The 15,793-nt window shown below is 44.2% G+C and carries 13 protein-coding genes and 1 pseudogene; 8 read left to right on the top strand and 6 right to left on the bottom strand.

Going from position 1 to position 15,793, the window contains the following annotated elements; all coding sequences use genetic code 11:
* Window positions 1-54: 54 nt before the first annotated feature.
* The 5 genes from paaE to paaA all read right to left on the bottom strand — a co-directional run bounded on the left by paaE (window position 55) and on the right by paaA (window position 3,746).
* The gene (gene paaE, locus B3R91_RS00870) at window positions 55-1,113 is read right to left on the bottom strand and encodes a 1,2-phenylacetyl-CoA epoxidase subunit PaaE (protein ID WP_286795895.1); all 1,059 of its coding nucleotides are present in this window, start codon (window positions 1,111-1,113) and stop codon (window positions 55-57) included.
* Window positions 1,114-1,197: 84 nt separating this feature from the next.
* A complete protein-coding gene (paaD, locus tag B3R91_RS00865; RefSeq protein ID WP_286795894.1) occupies window positions 1,198-1,698 on the bottom strand; it encodes a 1,2-phenylacetyl-CoA epoxidase subunit PaaD in 501 nt (166 codons plus the stop codon).
* Window positions 1,699-1,722: 24 nt separating this feature from the next.
* Window positions 1,723-2,478, bottom strand: coding sequence for a 1,2-phenylacetyl-CoA epoxidase subunit PaaC (paaC, locus tag B3R91_RS00860; RefSeq protein ID WP_286795892.1), 756 nt, complete (start codon window positions 2,476-2,478; stop codon window positions 1,723-1,725).
* A gap of 15 nt (window positions 2,479-2,493) precedes the next feature.
* Window positions 2,494-2,784, bottom strand: coding sequence for a 1,2-phenylacetyl-CoA epoxidase subunit PaaB (paaB, locus tag B3R91_RS00855; RefSeq protein ID WP_207968876.1), 291 nt, complete (start codon window positions 2,782-2,784; stop codon window positions 2,494-2,496).
* A 23-nt stretch (window positions 2,785-2,807) separates the two neighbouring features.
* Complete coding sequence (paaA, locus tag B3R91_RS00850; protein ID WP_286795888.1) at window positions 2,808-3,746, bottom strand: 1,2-phenylacetyl-CoA epoxidase subunit PaaA; 939 nt, start codon at window positions 3,744-3,746, stop codon at window positions 2,808-2,810.
* A gap of 260 nt (window positions 3,747-4,006) precedes the next feature.
* Here paaA and paaZ point away from each other — a divergent pair, with 260 nt between their 5' ends.
* From paaZ to B3R91_RS00830, 4 genes are all read left to right on the top strand, one after another.
* Complete coding sequence (paaZ, locus tag B3R91_RS00845; protein WP_286795887.1) at window positions 4,007-6,058, top strand: phenylacetic acid degradation bifunctional protein PaaZ; 2,052 nt, start codon at window positions 4,007-4,009, stop codon at window positions 6,056-6,058.
* Between the two features lie 226 nt (window positions 6,059-6,284).
* Complete coding sequence (locus B3R91_RS00840) at window positions 6,285-7,607, top strand: MFS transporter (protein ID WP_286795885.1); 1,323 nt, start codon at window positions 6,285-6,287, stop codon at window positions 7,605-7,607.
* Window positions 7,608-7,881: 274 nt separating this feature from the next.
* Window positions 7,882-8,067: a helix-turn-helix domain-containing protein gene (locus B3R91_RS00835; RefSeq protein ID WP_286795884.1), complete on the top strand. Its 186-nt coding sequence runs from the start codon at window positions 7,882-7,884 to the stop codon at window positions 8,065-8,067.
* Window positions 8,068-8,276: 209 nt separating this feature from the next.
* Window positions 8,277-9,302 (top strand): type II toxin-antitoxin system HipA family toxin, encoded by a 1,026-nt coding sequence (locus B3R91_RS00830; RefSeq protein ID WP_286795882.1) that lies wholly within the window; start codon window positions 8,277-8,279, stop codon window positions 9,300-9,302.
* Between the two features lie 257 nt (window positions 9,303-9,559).
* Here B3R91_RS00830 and cadR read toward each other — a convergent pair whose 3' ends face one another.
* Complete coding sequence (gene cadR, locus B3R91_RS00825; RefSeq protein WP_226928800.1) at window positions 9,560-9,970, bottom strand: Cd(II)/Pb(II)-responsive transcriptional regulator; 411 nt, start codon at window positions 9,968-9,970, stop codon at window positions 9,560-9,562.
* A 182-nt stretch (window positions 9,971-10,152) separates the two neighbouring features.
* Here cadR and B3R91_RS00820 point away from each other — a divergent pair, with 182 nt between their 5' ends.
* The 4 genes and pseudogenes from B3R91_RS00820 to B3R91_RS00805 all read left to right on the top strand — a co-directional run.
* Window positions 10,153-12,315 carry a heavy metal translocating P-type ATPase gene (locus B3R91_RS00820; RefSeq protein ID WP_286795879.1) on the top strand — a complete coding sequence of 721 codons (2,163 nt, stop codon included), beginning with the start codon at window positions 10,153-10,155 and terminating at the stop codon, window positions 12,313-12,315.
* Window positions 12,316-12,535: 220 nt separating this feature from the next.
* The gene (locus B3R91_RS00815; RefSeq protein ID WP_286795877.1) at window positions 12,536-14,743 is read left to right on the top strand and encodes a TonB-dependent siderophore receptor; all 2,208 of its coding nucleotides are present in this window, start codon (window positions 12,536-12,538) and stop codon (window positions 14,741-14,743) included.
* A gap of 105 nt (window positions 14,744-14,848) precedes the next feature.
* A complete protein-coding gene (locus tag B3R91_RS00810; RefSeq protein ID WP_286795875.1) occupies window positions 14,849-15,598 on the top strand; it encodes a siderophore-interacting protein in 750 nt (249 codons plus the stop codon).
* Window positions 15,599-15,674: 76 nt separating this feature from the next.
* Window positions 15,675-15,793: pseudogene (locus tag B3R91_RS00805) on the top strand (IS5/IS1182 family transposase); the annotation flags it as partial.

Raw genomic sequence — 15,793 nt, 5'->3', positions numbered from 1 at the left:
TTTAAACCCTATTGAACATCTAAAAAGGGCAAATAATCTGCTGTCGTCTTAACATCACGCGTCAAAGCTTAAGCGTACATTGGGTGAGACGGGTAAAGACTGGCAGCTGAGCACGTAGCCCTTGTCCAACTCTTCTTGCTCAAGGCTATAGTTGACGGCCATGTCGACCTCACCTTCGAGCACCTTACATTTACAAGTGGCGCACACCCCGCCTTTACAGGCATAGGGTAAGTCAGCACCCGCACGTAAGGCAGCATCTAGGATACTGTCATCCTGTTTTGACACTTCCACAAGCAGCTCACGGCCATCCAAAATGATGTTGACGCGCTCTTCGCTACGTTTTTCGATTTGCTGGGCGGTTGGTTTGTTGACCGTCCCCGTGTGGAAACGCTCGGTATGGATGTTCTTGCGATCGATACCAAGCTTTGGCAAGACGGTCTCAACGGCTTCCATCATCTCTTCTGGGCCACAGGCAAAGCAGTGGTCTACATCAGCGCTGATCAATTGCGCGTCAAACAGCTGTTGTAATTTGTCTGCATCGATACGGCCATTAAAGAGGTCGCTGTCACTCATCTCACGTGAGAAGATATTGACCAGTTGCAAGCGCGTTTTGAAACGGTCTTTAAGGTCCATGATTTGCTCAGAGAACATGGTTTGTTGCCATGAGCGATTGCCGTATACCAAGGTAAAATTGGCGTCTGGCTGGGTGCTTAACACCGTTTTGACGATGGATAAAATGGGAGTGATACCACTACCAGCAGCAAAGCTTAAATAGTTTTGACCACCAGATTTAGCGGCTTTTTGGAAGAAAACGCCTTGTGGTGGCATGACTTCTAGGGTGTGTCCTACTTCGAGGTACTCGTTCGCCCAAGTAGAGAACTGGCCTTGGTCAATCTTCTTGATAGCGATGCTCATGTCTTCTTGCACATCACTACAGATGGAGTAGCAACGACGGATTTCGCCATTGTCGGTCATATGACGGATGGTCAAATGTTGACCTGGCTGGTACTCAAAGGTTCCCGCAACTTCCGGCGTGACGTCAAAGGCAATACAAATCGCTTGCTCTGTCTGTGGCTGGATAGCTTTGATGGTTAGTGGTAAAAATTGACTCATGCGAAACTCCTTTTTGCATGTTGCTTAACATACGAACTGATTAATGAGCTGAGCGTCGCGTGCCTTCTGGCGACTGCCCTTGCATTAAATACATTTAAAGTAATCAAATGGCTCAAGGCAGTCGAGGCACTTGTACAAGGCCTTACACGCCGTCGATCCAAATTCGCTAATGATTTCGGTTTGTTGACTGCGACAATGGGGACAGGTCACTCCGCCGGTGAGCGGCATATGGCTACCACAGCTGTGCGACTCACCTTGCGGCGGTGCAATGCCATATTCTTGCAGCTTTTGCTTACCTGCCTCACTCATCCAGTCAGTCGTCCAAGCTTCAGACAAGTCAATCACCACTTTTACAGGGGTCAACCCACGTTCGGTAAACGTATTGGTAATCTCATCTTTTAGCATATCGGTTGCTGGGCAGCCGCTATAGGTTGGTGTTAAACGCACCACGATTTCGTTATCTGCGTTGATATCAACGCCACGAATCATGCCTAAATCAAGCACGGTCAAAACAGGTACTTCTGGATCATGAACCTGATTAAGGGCTTGCCAGCAGGCATCTGTGACTTGTGGAATTAACCGCATACTTTGACTCCCTGTCGTGTATGTTTACCAATTCATATTTGGGTAAGTACGTTGCATGTATTGTAATTCTGCCAAAATATAGCCCAAGTGCTCGGTATGCGCGCCTTGTTTCGCACCACGGCGGTATGCGCCAATTTCAGGCAACGTTAAGTTAAAACGTGCCAACTCACTTTCAATCTGCGCTGACCACTCATCTTTTAGGAAATTGAGTTTTGGTAAGACGCCACTGTCAACCAAAGCTTGTTCGTCAGTGGTGAGTTCAAACAATTCAGCAGTAAAGCGCCATAGGTTGTTCAGCGCTTGTTGCGTTTTTTGATGTGCTTCATCGGTGCCTAAGCTTAAGCGCTCCATCCATGCCTGTGAGAAACGTAGGTGATATTTTGCTTCTTTCAATGACTTCACACCAAAAGCTGCGATCTCTACGTGACTGCTTTGACTTAACGCATCAAGTAACAACACATGGTACTGATCCATCAACCATTGGCGCACCATCGTTTGGGCAAAATCGCCATTGGGTTGTTCACATAGCAATAGGTTGCGATATTCACGTTCGGTACGTAAAAAAGCCATTTTATCTTCATCACGGCCCAAGCCTTCGATTTGTCCAGCTAGACTTAGCACAGTACGCGATTGACCCAATAAGTCTAAACCGATATTTGATAAGGCAATATCAATCTCAAGCTCAGGGGCATGTCCACACCACTCAGCTAAGCGGTGCGATAGAATCAGTTGGCTGTCACCAACGTGAAGTAAAAACTGTGTTAATGCTTGATTATTCATCGATTATCTCCCACCTTAAATATGCTCAATACCGTCCGGAATTTGATAGAAGGTAGGATGACGATATACCTTGTCGAGTGATGGCTCAAAAAATTCTGGTTTTTCCTCGGGTTGCGATGAGGTAATCAACTCTGATTTCACTACCCAAATGCTTATACCTTCGTTACGACGCGTGTAGACATCACGTGCGTTTTGCAGGGCAATTTCATCATCTGGTGCGCGCAAACTGCCAACATGACGATGGCTTAATCCTTGCTTGCTACGGATAAACACTTCATAAAGTGACCAATTGTTTTTGTTTTCCATGGCTAATTTTCCTTTAAAAAATATTAAGCAGCTTTTTGAGCATTGACTTGTTGTTTCTGCGCATAGACAGCAGCAGAATCACGAACCCATTTACCATCTTCCCAAGCTTTACGTCGGGCTTCGATACGCTCATGGTTACACGGGCCTTTACCAGCGATAACGGCAAAAAATTCGTCCCAGTTAATTTCACCAAATTCGTAGTTGCCCGTTTCTTCGTTAAACGTCAAATCTTTGTCAGGAATGGTTAGACCAAGTTGCAACACCTGTGGGACGGTATTGTTGACGAATTTTTGGCGGAGCTCATCGTTACTAAATAGTTTGATTTTCCAAGCCATGCTAGCAGCACTATTGGGTGAGTTATCATCATTTGGACCGAACATCATGAGCGCTGGCCACCAGAAACGATCGACTGCATCTTGTGCCATGGCTTTTTGTTCAGGTGTGCCGTTCGCCAATTCCATCATGGCTTCAAAGCCTTGGCGTTGGTGGAAGCTTTCTTCTTTACAGATACGCACCATAGCGCGGGCGTATGGGCCATATGACGTTCGGCAAAGCGCTACTTGGTTGACGATGGCAGCGCCGTCGACCAACCAGCCGATAGCAGCGATATCAGCCCATGTTAAAGTTGGGTAATTAAAAATTGATGAGTATTTCATGCGGCCGGCAATGAGCTTTTCCATCATATCGTCACGATCTGCACCTAGGGTTTCAGCGGCGCTGTATAGATACAATCCATGACCTGCTTCATCTTGCACTTTGGCCAACAAGACAGCCTTACGCTTGAGTGTTGGTGCACGTGTAATCCAGTTACCCTCAGGTAGCATGCCAACCACTTCTGAATGCCCATGCTGACCAATCTGGCGAATAAGCGTTTTACGATAAGCATCTGGCATCCAATCCTTTGGTTCAATTGAAATGTCATTTTCAACCTTGTTATCAAACAATTCTACTTGCGTATTCATATAATCCCTCATCCTTAAGCGTTAGTGTCATATAATATAAAGCGATACTATTTTAAAATCAACATCTATTTTTACGTATCGCTTTATTTTTCTCTAATATTAATCACAAGTTGTTGTTTTATATAAGTAATTTAGAATAAAATTTTCAAAAAAGCCTTTTTAATTATAAATAAACTTGACTTTTTAGCGATTTAGATACAGATTATGATACTCTTTATTTTTGTTTTTTTACTAAAATGTATCATAAAAGGAATTGTTACATGTCAGACATCAAAACTTTAAGCTCGCTCGTCCTCGGCAAAGACTACGTCGCACAAAGCGACTTTCGAACCGTGAACCATGCGATCACCGGCGAGCCCATTTATCAAGTCAGCAGTGCTGGTATCGATACCAAAGCCGTGGTTGACTACGCCAAAGAATATGGCTCAGCGCTTGCTAATTGGACATTCCACCAACGCGCTAATGCCCTAAAACTGGTTGCACAATATTTGCTTCAACGTAAAGAAGATTTTTATGCATTAGCTACAGCAACTGGTGCGACGCGCAAAGACGCTTGGATTGACATTGAAGGAGGTATCGGTACCTTATTTGCATATTCAAGCCTCGTGCGCCGTGAGCTAAGCGATGAGACTGCCTTAGTTGAAGACGCTTGGATTCCTTTATCAAAAAATGGTACGTTCGGCGCTAAGCATATCCTAAGCCCAAAAGCGGGCGTGGCCATTCATATTGATGCGTTTAACTTCCCTGTCTGGGGCATGTTAGAAAAAATCGCACCAACTCTATTAGCGGGTGTCCCTTGTATCGTTAAGCCAGCAACAGAAGGCGCTGAGCTGACTCATGCTGTAGTAACCGCGATCAATGAAAGCGGCCTATTGCCCGAAGGTTCATTGCAGTTGATATGTGGTCAAACCTATGACTTGTTTGATCATCTAAATGTCCAAGACACTGTAACCTTCACAGGTTCCGCAGCAACGGGTCAAAAACTACGAGCCCATCCACACTTAAATGCCTATTCAATTCCATTCACCATGGAAGCCGATTCGGTGAACAGTGCAATTTTAAGCACAGCCGCTAACGATGAAACTATCGATTTATTTGTCCGCGAAGTGTTCCGTGAAGTTACTACCAAAGCTGGTCAAAAATGTACTGCGATTCGTCGCGCGTTTGTCCCTGCCGCCTTGCTGGAAACAGTGCAAACCCGGCTAGTTGAAAAACTACAAAAAGTCGTGGTCGGTGACCCAAGCCGTGAAGAAGTGACCATGGGTACATTAGCTAGCGTGAAGCAAAAACTTGATGTCGCCGAAAAAGTCGAGCAACTAAGTCAAGAGGCCGAAGTAATATTCGGTAGTCACTTACGTAAAGACTTCTCCCTACAAGTAGATGATGAGGAAAAATCAGCCTGTTACCCACCTACCGTACTGGTCTGTAATAACCCAAGCCAAGCTGAAAACATCCATCGCATCGAAGCATTTGGCCCAGTTGTCACCCTAATGCCATACAGCGACCAAGCTGAACTCGGCGCACTTGTAGCACGTGGCGAAGGCAGCTTGGTTGCCTCTATCGTGCGCAATAAAGATGAAAACATCGAAGCCTTATTGAAAAAAATTGCCCCTTGGCATGGTCGTGTCCATATCTTAGATAGTGAAAGCGCTCGTGAAAGTACGGGTCACGGGTCACCTATCCCATTACTTGTACACGGTGGACCAGGCCGTGCCGGTGGTGGTGAAGAACTTGGTGGATTGCGAGCTGTTAAACACTACATGCAACGTACCGCCATTCAAGGTTCACCCGATGCCATGACGCAAGTCAGTCACAGCTGGACAGCTGGTGCTCACGTGTTCGAAGACCGTGTTCATCCGTTCAAAAAATCATTCGACGAGCTTCGTATTGGTGAACGTCTATTGACCGCGCGTCGTACAGTGACTGAGGCAGATATTGTAAATTTTGGTTGCTTAAGTGGCGACCACTTCTATGCACATATGGACAAAGTTGCTGCGGCAGATTCGTTGTTCGGTGAGCGAATTGCACATGGTTACTTTATCGTATCAGCAGCTGCTGGTTTATTTGTTGATGCGCCATCTGGTCCGGTTATCGCTAACTACGGCATGGAAAACCTACGCTTCGTTGAGCCAGTTAAGATTGGCGATACCATCCAAGTTGAGTTAACTTGTAAACAAAAAACACCAAAAGCACAACGCGATCCAGCGGAAAAAGCTCACGGAGTTGTAGTATGGGATATCAAAGTTAAGAACCAACGTAACGATTTGGTCGCAACTTATGACATCCTGACATTAGTTGAACGTAGTGCTTGATATCTATACAAATTTGCAAAAAAAAGGAATCGTCATGATTCCTTTTTTTTCAACTAAAGTAAACTTTGTTGAAAAAACATATTGACGTAAGCTTACAGAATGACTAGATTATGAAACAAGTGATACACAGTTTTTATTTAATGGATTAAAAAGTATCAATAAATAATTCTTAGCTAAAACAGCTAAGCAGTTATTTCTAGGATAACTTATAGACAAGGAGTCATTAATGACAACCACTACAACGATGGCTGGAAACGCCACGCTTGCTGTACATCAGGATAAAAAAGTACTCACTGCCACCTTGGTTGGCACTGCGATCGAATGGTATGATTTTTTCATCTATGCACAAGCCGCAAGTCTCATATTTGCTCCCCTGTTTTTCGCTGAAGTCAGCAAATCGAACCCTATGCTAGCCCAAATCATCGCTTTTGCTACCATTGGTATCTCATTCCTATTTCGCCCATTAGGCGCAATCGTATGTGGTCGATTGGGTGACAAATACGGTCGCAAGATGGTATTGGTGACAACCCTGATTTTGATGGGTGCGTCAACGACCTTAATAGGCTTCTTGCCGACTTATGCGCAAATTGGTGTATTAGCACCTTTGACTTTGGTATTTTTACGTATTATCCAAGGCTTTTCTGCAGGCGGTGAATGGGGCGGTGCAGCATTGTTATCTGTCGAGCATGCACCTCTTAACAAACGCTCACTATTTGGGGCTTACCCACAAATTGGCGTGCCCATCGGCATGATTTTAGCGACTGGTGTTCTGCTACTCTTAAACTTGATTCTAGGTAAAGAAGCTTACCTCGAGTGGGGTTGGCGTATTCCATTTATATTATCGATTGCATTGATCATCGTGGGCACCTTTATCCGTCGTTCGGTTAAAGAATCACCAGTGTTTGAAGCCATGCATCGCCGTAAAGCAGAAGCCTCTGCACCATTGTCATTGCTATTCAAAAATCACACGCCAACAGTTCTTAAAGCGGCTTTAATCTTTATGGGAGTGAATGCAGGTGGTTATATTCTTATCGCTTTTATGGTGGGTTATGGTCAAAAAGCCTTAGGACTTGACCCTACTTTAACCATGCTAATCGTAGTTGCGGCTGCTTTCTCTTGGTTAGTATCAACCCTTTGGGGCGGCATGTTAGGTGATAAGATTGGTCGTCTAAAGATCTTTAAATTAGGCTATATCTTATTGTCTTTATGGTCGATACCAATGTGGTTTTTGATTGATACCAAATCTCCATTTTTATTCATGCTAGCACTAGTAGTTTGGGCTATTCCCCTAGGTTTTACTTATGGCCCATTATCAGCTTTATTTGCTGAAATGTTCCCTGCCAAAGTACGTTTTTCAGGGGTATCCATCAGCTATGCATTAGGTTCCATTATTGGTGGTGCGTTCGCTCCGATGATTGCGCAATGGATTATGGCAACTTATCAACAGTCATGGATGATTGGTTTGTATATTACTATCGTCTCATTAATTTCATTATTCACACTTTACACGATTAAAAAAGACCCACAAGGCGTTGATCTATCTCTCTAAATAAATTTAGAGAGATAGTGGAAAATGTCACCATATGAATGGTATAAACGCTTTCCCAGCACACGACAAGAAACCAGCCCTACCTCACCTTTAACGGTTAAACAGCTGGTTAACTGTCGGAATACCGAAGTATCGTGATTGAAAAATACCAAACGCAAGCCCTCAACCAGCAGATCTAAGCCTAAAATGAACAAACTGGCTTGAGGGCGAGAGTTTGACTTTAGCTTGCTATTATGTATTCCTATACGACCTTCCATATATGAAATATTAGGCTATGAATATACGGTTTGACTTCTATACCCCAACTGAAATCGGTGATATTTTAGGTAAACGCTTAAGAACGCAGCAATTATCATTGAATCTAACCCAAGCCGCTTTAGCAGAGAAAGCAGGGATTGGTGTCAGTACGGTTGCTCGTATTGAGTCTGGTCAAGGCGGTACGCTCGATAACGTGATTTGAATAGCTATCGCACTTGGCATGATTAATCATTTTGCCCAGCTTTTTGAGGTTACGCCTAGCAATATTGAAGATATTATTGCTAAGCAAAACCCGCGCCTGCGAGCCTCAAATAAAAATGGCGAGTAACTCTATGTATCAACCGATATCTGTTATTGATGTTTATTATCGAGGATTCGGGGATAAGCGTCTTATTGGTAAATTAACGATGGATGGACGACGCCCTGCCTTTGGCTATGATGCAGTGTGTCTGGCTGATGGACAAGCCTGTAAGGCAAGTGAATGTTTTGGATCGCTTGCCTTATATTGGTGATTCTGCGATGGGAGCGCTTAGCTTCGAGCCTGAACATGACTTATCTGATGCTATTGATACGAGTGAGCTGACTTTAGCTAAGCTTGCTGCCGCCAATCAAACCATTTTATCAGGTCAAGACAGTGACATATTAGCCAAACTTATCGTTATTGGTGGCTCTCCTCAAGGTGCTAGACCAAAAGCGCTGGTATTATACGATAAATCCAGTGACTTTATTACCACTGATTTAACCTATGAGTACTCATCTGCAACGCCATGGCTTATCAAGTTCCCTGCCCAATCTGAGCACAAAAGTGTTTGTTTATTAGAGTCGCTTTATGCGGATATGGCAAAAAAAGCAGGTCTTAACATGCCAGCGCATCACTATTTTGATATTAATAACGACTATGCCGCGTTTGGGGTTGAGCGTTTTGACCGAATAGGCGATCAGCGCGTGCATACTCATACGCTGGCAGGCTTATTAGACATTGATTTTCGCATCCCATCGCTAGATTATCTGCAGTATTTGCGCTGTATGCGTATGTTAACTGGGTCACAAGCCGCGGTAGAAGACGGTTTTAGACATGCGGTATTTAATGTGATTTTTAATAATAAAGACGACCATAGCAAAAACTTCTCTTTTATGATGGACAAAGCTGGCAGGTGGTCATTAGCGCCCGTTTATGATCTCGCTTATAACTCAGGAATGAATGGTTATCATCAAATGGATGTGACAGGTGAAGCGAAGCACCCTACTCGATCTGACTTACTGAAACTGGCTAAAGCAGCTGATATTAAGAAAAATAAAGCTCAAGCAATGATTGATCAAGTAGCATCAGTCGCTGAAGCGTTTTTAACTATCATTGACAACTATGATATTGAAAAAGAGTTATCAAATAAGGTCGCTTGTGATATAAAAGATAACATTGAGCGGATGGCAAGTTGATAGTGCTATTTAAGTTGTTAAATTTGTTGTTAAAAATAATAGAAAAAATCCTCTATCCTTTATATCCTAAGGGTTAAGGTGTATTAGTCGATGCGCTGTGGGCGCACCAATCTTAGTATACTAATCACTGTATTTAGACATCACCTCGCATTACCTCAAGTTCTTTAGCTCGAACCCTTTATTTTAAAGAATTAAGAGCTCATAAACCTGAGCGCACGAACGCTATTGAACAACATCAGTTTCCACTGCTGATATCTCTACTCATGACAAGAATTATCAGCAAGCGCGTTTAAGATGCCACATGATACCGCTGGTGCACTACTGGCACATTTTTGCCGTAAAAACGTGAGATGTTGCTTTAACTGCGTCAACTCTTTTATACGAACTTCCACCGCCTCAATATGCTCGTCCAACAACGCATCCACATCGCCGCAGTCTCTGTCAGGTTCATTCCAATACTGCAGCAGCACCCTTACTTCATCTAACGCCATATCAAGCGCGCGACAGTGCAAAATAAATTGTAGACGCTCAATGTGTTCTTCATTATATAAACGATAATTGCCTGCACTGCGAGAAGGCTCGGGCAAAAAACCTTCCTTTTCATAGTAACGAATGGTTTCTACTGTGGCGCCTGTACGTTTAGCGAGCTCTCCGATTTTAATCAACATGATTGCCTTTTTAGACCTAAACATTAAAGTAACTATAAGGTTAAATATAGAGGAAATCAAATTTATCCAGTTGCATGTAAATGCCCTTGACTCTGAAGCCACTAGAGGGTTCACAATAGATCTATTGAAAGAATTCTCACAGCAAGACAAGTTATCAGGACAACGCATTAGGAAAAATAGTTATGCAATATCATATTGAAGGTATGGACTGTGCCAGCTGCGTCGGCAAAATCGAAACGGCGCTTGCCCGTATGCCTGACGTCTCTGACATACAGCTTAACTTCACCACCAAAAAGTTAACGCTAACACTAGCGCCTAATGGGTCTACGCAGTTTAGTGATGTCGAGAAAACCATCAAACGTCTTGGTTTTGGTATATCTGCCACTACGGATCAATCAATCGCAGCAAATAGTAGCCGTCAATCCGCTACAGAGCAGCAGCGCTGGTGGCAAAGCCGTAAAGGCAAGCAAGTGGTTGGTGTTGGTATTTTGATGGGTATTGCCTATGCGCTATCGTTACTTTTTCCCGATTATGGTATGTGGGCATTTGCTGTTGCAGTCATTGTGGGCGTTTTTCCCTTTGTTCGCAAAGCTTTAGCCTTGGCGATGACTGGCACACCTTTTTCGATTGAGATGCTGATGACGGTTGCGGCAATCGGTGCGCTTATCATTGGTGAGCCTAAAGAGGCAGCAGCAGTAGTATTTTTATTCTCGGTCGGTGAGTTATTAGAGAGCGTGGCTGCTGATCGCGCGCGTGCTGGCATTAGAGCATTGGCGTCACTGGTTCCAAAAACTGCCATTTTATTAGATGCACAAGGTGGACAGCGTGATGTTCCTGCAGACTCGTTGCAAATAGATGACTTAGTACTGGTGCGCCCTGGCGATAAGGTATCTGCCGATGGTGTTATTACTCAAGGCGCATCCAGCCTTGATGATTCGCCAGTCACCGGAGAGTCTATCCCTGTTGCCAAAACGATAGGTGACAAGGTGTTCGCAGGGTCGATCAATATGGATGGCGCGCTGAAAATACGCGTAGAAAAAACAGCTGCTGACAATACCATTGCGCGTATTATTGAGCTGGTAGAGCAAGCTCAAGCCTCCAAAGCACCCACTGCACGTTTTATCGAAAAATTCAGTCGCTACTATACCCCAGCAGTGATGGCGATCGCCGCCTTAGTTATTATCATCCCGCCATTAGCGATGGGAGGCGAATGGGCAACTTGGCTATATCGCGGTCTAGCACTATTACTCATTGCTTGCCCTTGTGCCCTCGTCCTCTCAACACCAGCCGCTATTGCCTCCGGTCTAGCTGTTGGTGCGCGTCGCGGTTTGCTTATCAAAGGCGGTAGCGCTTTAGAAACCATTGGTCGTGTTAATACCGTTGCTTTTGATAAGACGGGTACGTTAACTGAAGGCAAACCCCGCGTTACCGACGTTGTCGCCTTTACCCAACAGCATACGGATTCTCAAGGTGAAGATGCGATATTAGCACTGTTTGCCAGTGTCGAGTCCGCCTCTAGTCATCCGCTTGCAAAAGCCATCATTGATCACGCCAAAGCCGCTAACATTGCCATGCCAGTCGCTTCCAATGCTTATGCTACTGCTGGTAAAGCCGTACATGCAACAGTAGCCGGGCACGCGCTAGCGATCGGTTCTCCTGTTTATGCCGCTAATGAAACTTCAATAACCCCTAAACAAAATACCCAAATTGAAGCGCTACAAAATGAAGGGAAAACGGTTTCGGTACTGTTCGATGAGCAAAACCGTGAGGTGCTAGGCTTGGTAGCGTTACGAGATGAGTTGCGAGAAGATGCGCAACAAGGTGTGGCACAACTTAAAGCGCTGGGCGTGCGCTCTGTTATGCTGACAGGCGACAACCGTCTAACTGCGCAGGCGCTTGCCAATCATTTAGATGTCGAATGGCAAGCAGAGCTGTTGCCCGAAGATAAACTGCGTCTGCTAAACGAGATGAAGGATAATCATAAAATAGCAATGATAGGCGATGGTATCAATGACGCGCCAGCGCTAGCGACTGCCGATGTCGGTGTTGCGATGGGCGGTGGTACGGATGTCGCTATTGAAACGGCTGACGTCGCCTTATTGAAAAGTTGCGTGACCGACGTCGCTCATTTGATTGCCCTGTCGCGCGCAACGCTCTTTAACATTCATCAAAACGTGATTTTTGCGCTGGGCCTAAAAGCAGTGTTTCTGATTACTACGGTGCTAGGGATCACTGGCTTATGGATCGCGGTGTTGGCTGACACCGGCGCAACGGTGCTGGTTACGCTTAATGCTTTGCGATTATTACGCTTTAAAGGTGCTCTGTCACTTGATGAAAGGGAATAATTGCCAGGTTTTTAAATAATCACTCGCACCTTTTCTCAATGCAACCATCATTAGTATTTAGAGGCACTACTAAGGCTAATACTTAAAATACGAAATTTAAAGCAAAAAACCATCTTTTTTAATGATAACAATAATCATTAGTGTTATCATTATTTCCGTATTGAACATTCATATCTTTTAACTCAAAACCCTCAACTACTTCTATCTGAAAGGAAATACGATGCCGTCTCTTTTACGTTCCGAATCTGCCCGAAAAAAACAATTAAAAATGGCAGTCAGGATTGGCTTATTAATGAGTATTAGCCATGTTACATACGCTGAAGAAACGGCAAATAATATTGAAGATGACCAAAATAAAAATGAGAATATTGCTACGGTTAGTTCGACACCAGCGACGACCTTAGATACCATTACGGTCTACGCTGACAGCTACCGTAGTACAGGCACCAAAACTGCATTAGATCCTAACGATGCTCCAATGAGCTATAGCAGAATCAATCAAGAACTATTACAAAAACGTCAAGCAGATAGCGTTAATGCGGCGTTACGTTATGAGCCCGGCGTGAGTACTGAGAGTCGCGGTACGGTATCTATTTTTGATGAATACAATATTCGCGGTTTTAAGACTTATTCCAATTTTTATGATGGATTGCGCCTCCCCTATGACGGCGCTTGGAATCTGATGCCGCAAGTAGACATTTATGCGACTGAAGCGGTAGAAGTGTTAAAAGGCCCAGCATCCTCACTTTACGGCTATGCTGCTCCAGGAGGCATGGTCAATCAGGTCGCCAAAACGCCAAAAAATACCCAAGAGTCTGAAGTACAGTTGCGCTTTGGCAATCAAAACCTCAAAGAAGTGGCAGTCGATACGACCGGCCCTATTTCAGATACGCTCAATTATCGCTTGGTGGCATTAAAACGTAAAAAAGAGGGACAGATGCAGACCACAGAAGAAGAGCGCACTTTAATTAATCCGTCACTTGAATGGCGACCGACAGAAGATGTCTCCGTTCTTGCCAATCTTTTTTATCAAGATGATCCAGAGATGGTGCCTTCTACTCCGCTTCCTGCTGTTGGAACAGTTTACAACGCCAGCTATAGCAAGCTAGATAGTGATGCCTACGCAGGTGACGAGTGGAATCATTTTAGCAAAGAAGTACTGATGCCAAGTGTGACTGTCAACTGGGCTATCAATGACAAATTAACTTTTAAGCATATCCTACGCTATACCGATGCCGAAGCGCAGCAGCGCAATATGTACAATCAAGAAGGGTTTATCACGGGTAGTGACAAAATTTTAAATCGTGTGGCCTATACTACTGATGAGGCGATGAACAACTGGACCACAGACAATCAGCTGGCTTATAAGTTAGATACTGCCAATACTTCGCATAATTTATTATTTGGTGTGGAATATCAAGAAACGGACAGTATCGCCACTTATTATGATGCTGGCGCAGATGGCACACCAAACCTTGATTTGTCCAAACCCGATTTTTCGCAAATCAATGCTGACACTTTGCCATTAGATATTTATCGACAGAAACAAGACATCGAACAAAGCCAGCTGGGATTTTATGTACAAGATGAGATGCAGTGGCAAGATTTGACGGTAGTAGCAGGCTTACGTCACGACAATTTTGACAGTACAACTGAGCAAACCGACGCCTCTAAAGGTGCTGTTTATAGTAACAAAACGATTGATAACAGCGCATCAAAAACCAGTGGTCGCCTTGCTGCCATTTATGACTTTGATAATGGCTTCTCTCCTTATGCCAGCTATTCACAGTCGTTTCAGCCTGTTGTCGGTAGCAACTTCATTACCAACAAGGCATTTGAGCCCACCACCGCTGATCAGTTAGAAGTTGGTATCAAATATCTTTCTCCCGATCGCGTCACACAAGGAACGTTGGCGGTGTTTGATATCACGCAAAAGAACGTCGTAGTAATAAACCCCGCTAATTCTCAACAGAAAGTTCAAACGGGTGAAATTACCTCTAAAGGCTTCGAGGTTTCAGGCAACTACATGCTAAGTGATTGGGTAGATATTGCTGCAAGCTACAGCTATACCGATGCTGAGATTACCGAAGATGAATTTAACCCTGACGTGGTCGGCAATACGCCAGCACAAACCGCTAAACATAAAGCGACACTGTGGGCAGACTATTACGCCACAGATAAATTGACCCTCAATGCAGGCGTTCGCTATGAAGACGGTATGCAACTTGATAAGCAAAATTCAGACGATCTGCCAAGTGTGACATTGGTAGATATTGGTGGCAGCTATCAAATCAATCCAATGCTCACTGTTGGCGCTAGTATCAATAATTTGTTTGATAAAACCTATGTCGGTACTTGCTACGATAGTAATAACTGCTGGATGGGACCCGAGCGCCAGATGTCCGTCAGTCTAAAGGCCAACTTTTAAACAATATAGAGCTTATCATTACTAGAGAATGTCAATTTTCTATACTGGCGTTATCTAAACTGATAACTTAAAAAATGAAACACTTAAATTAAGAAAGGCATTAAAATGGCAAAACCCGCTCCAAGAACATTGAATGTTGTTCGTACCAAATACATCACGCCACAGATGTACCGCGTCACGCTTGGCGGTACTGGCCTGCTTGACTTTCCAGAAGATCAAGAAAGCGCTTATATCAAACTCATATTTCCTCAAGACCATGGGGCTCGGCCACTGATTCGCACTTATACCATTAGTGGACAACGTGAGGATGAAATAGATGTCGATTTTGCTTTGCATGACGCTGAAGGGCCTGCTTCAATGTGGGCACGTAACGCCCAAGTGGGTGAGCAAATATTGGTCGGCGGCCCAGGGCCAAAGAAGCTGATTAATAATGAGGCAGATTGGTTTTTATTGGTTGGTGATATGACAGCGCTACCAGCCATTAGCGTCAATCTTGCCCAGCTACCTGCTGATGCCTGCGGCTATGCAGTCCTTGAGGTCACCAGTGAAGCGGATAAGCAACTACTCAAAAAACCAGACAACGTTGACATTCACTGGGTGATCAACTCACATCCAAATACCGAAAGCAGCCCATTACTTGAAAGGGTTAAAACGCTTACGTGGCTAGCAGGCCAGCCTGCGGTGTGGGCAGCATGTGAATTTCATAGTATGCGCGCCCTGCGCCATCACTTTAAAACATATTTTTCAATACCAAAAACGCATTTATACATATCCAGCTATTGGAAAGTCGATAGCACAGAAGACCAGCATAAAGTTGAGAAGCAGAAAGATGCAAAAAATCTAGGGGCTGTATAGAATTGAGGAACCATTGAAAAAAATAAGCAACGCCTTACTCTACTGTTTACCACAACAAAGAAATAAGGCATCACTTATGACTCGCACCAAGCTCAACGATGAATTTTGGCACAAGCTATTTATTATATTGCGACAAATTAACGTATATAACAAGCCCAATCTAAGACGTACCATTGAAGGCATGCTGTACCGCAT

This window comes from Psychrobacter sp. UBA6291 (assembly GCF_002439405.1).
Classification (GTDB): domain Bacteria; phylum Pseudomonadota; class Gammaproteobacteria; order Pseudomonadales; family Moraxellaceae; genus Psychrobacter; species Psychrobacter faecalis.
This window is presented reverse-complemented; position numbering and strand designations above follow the sequence as displayed.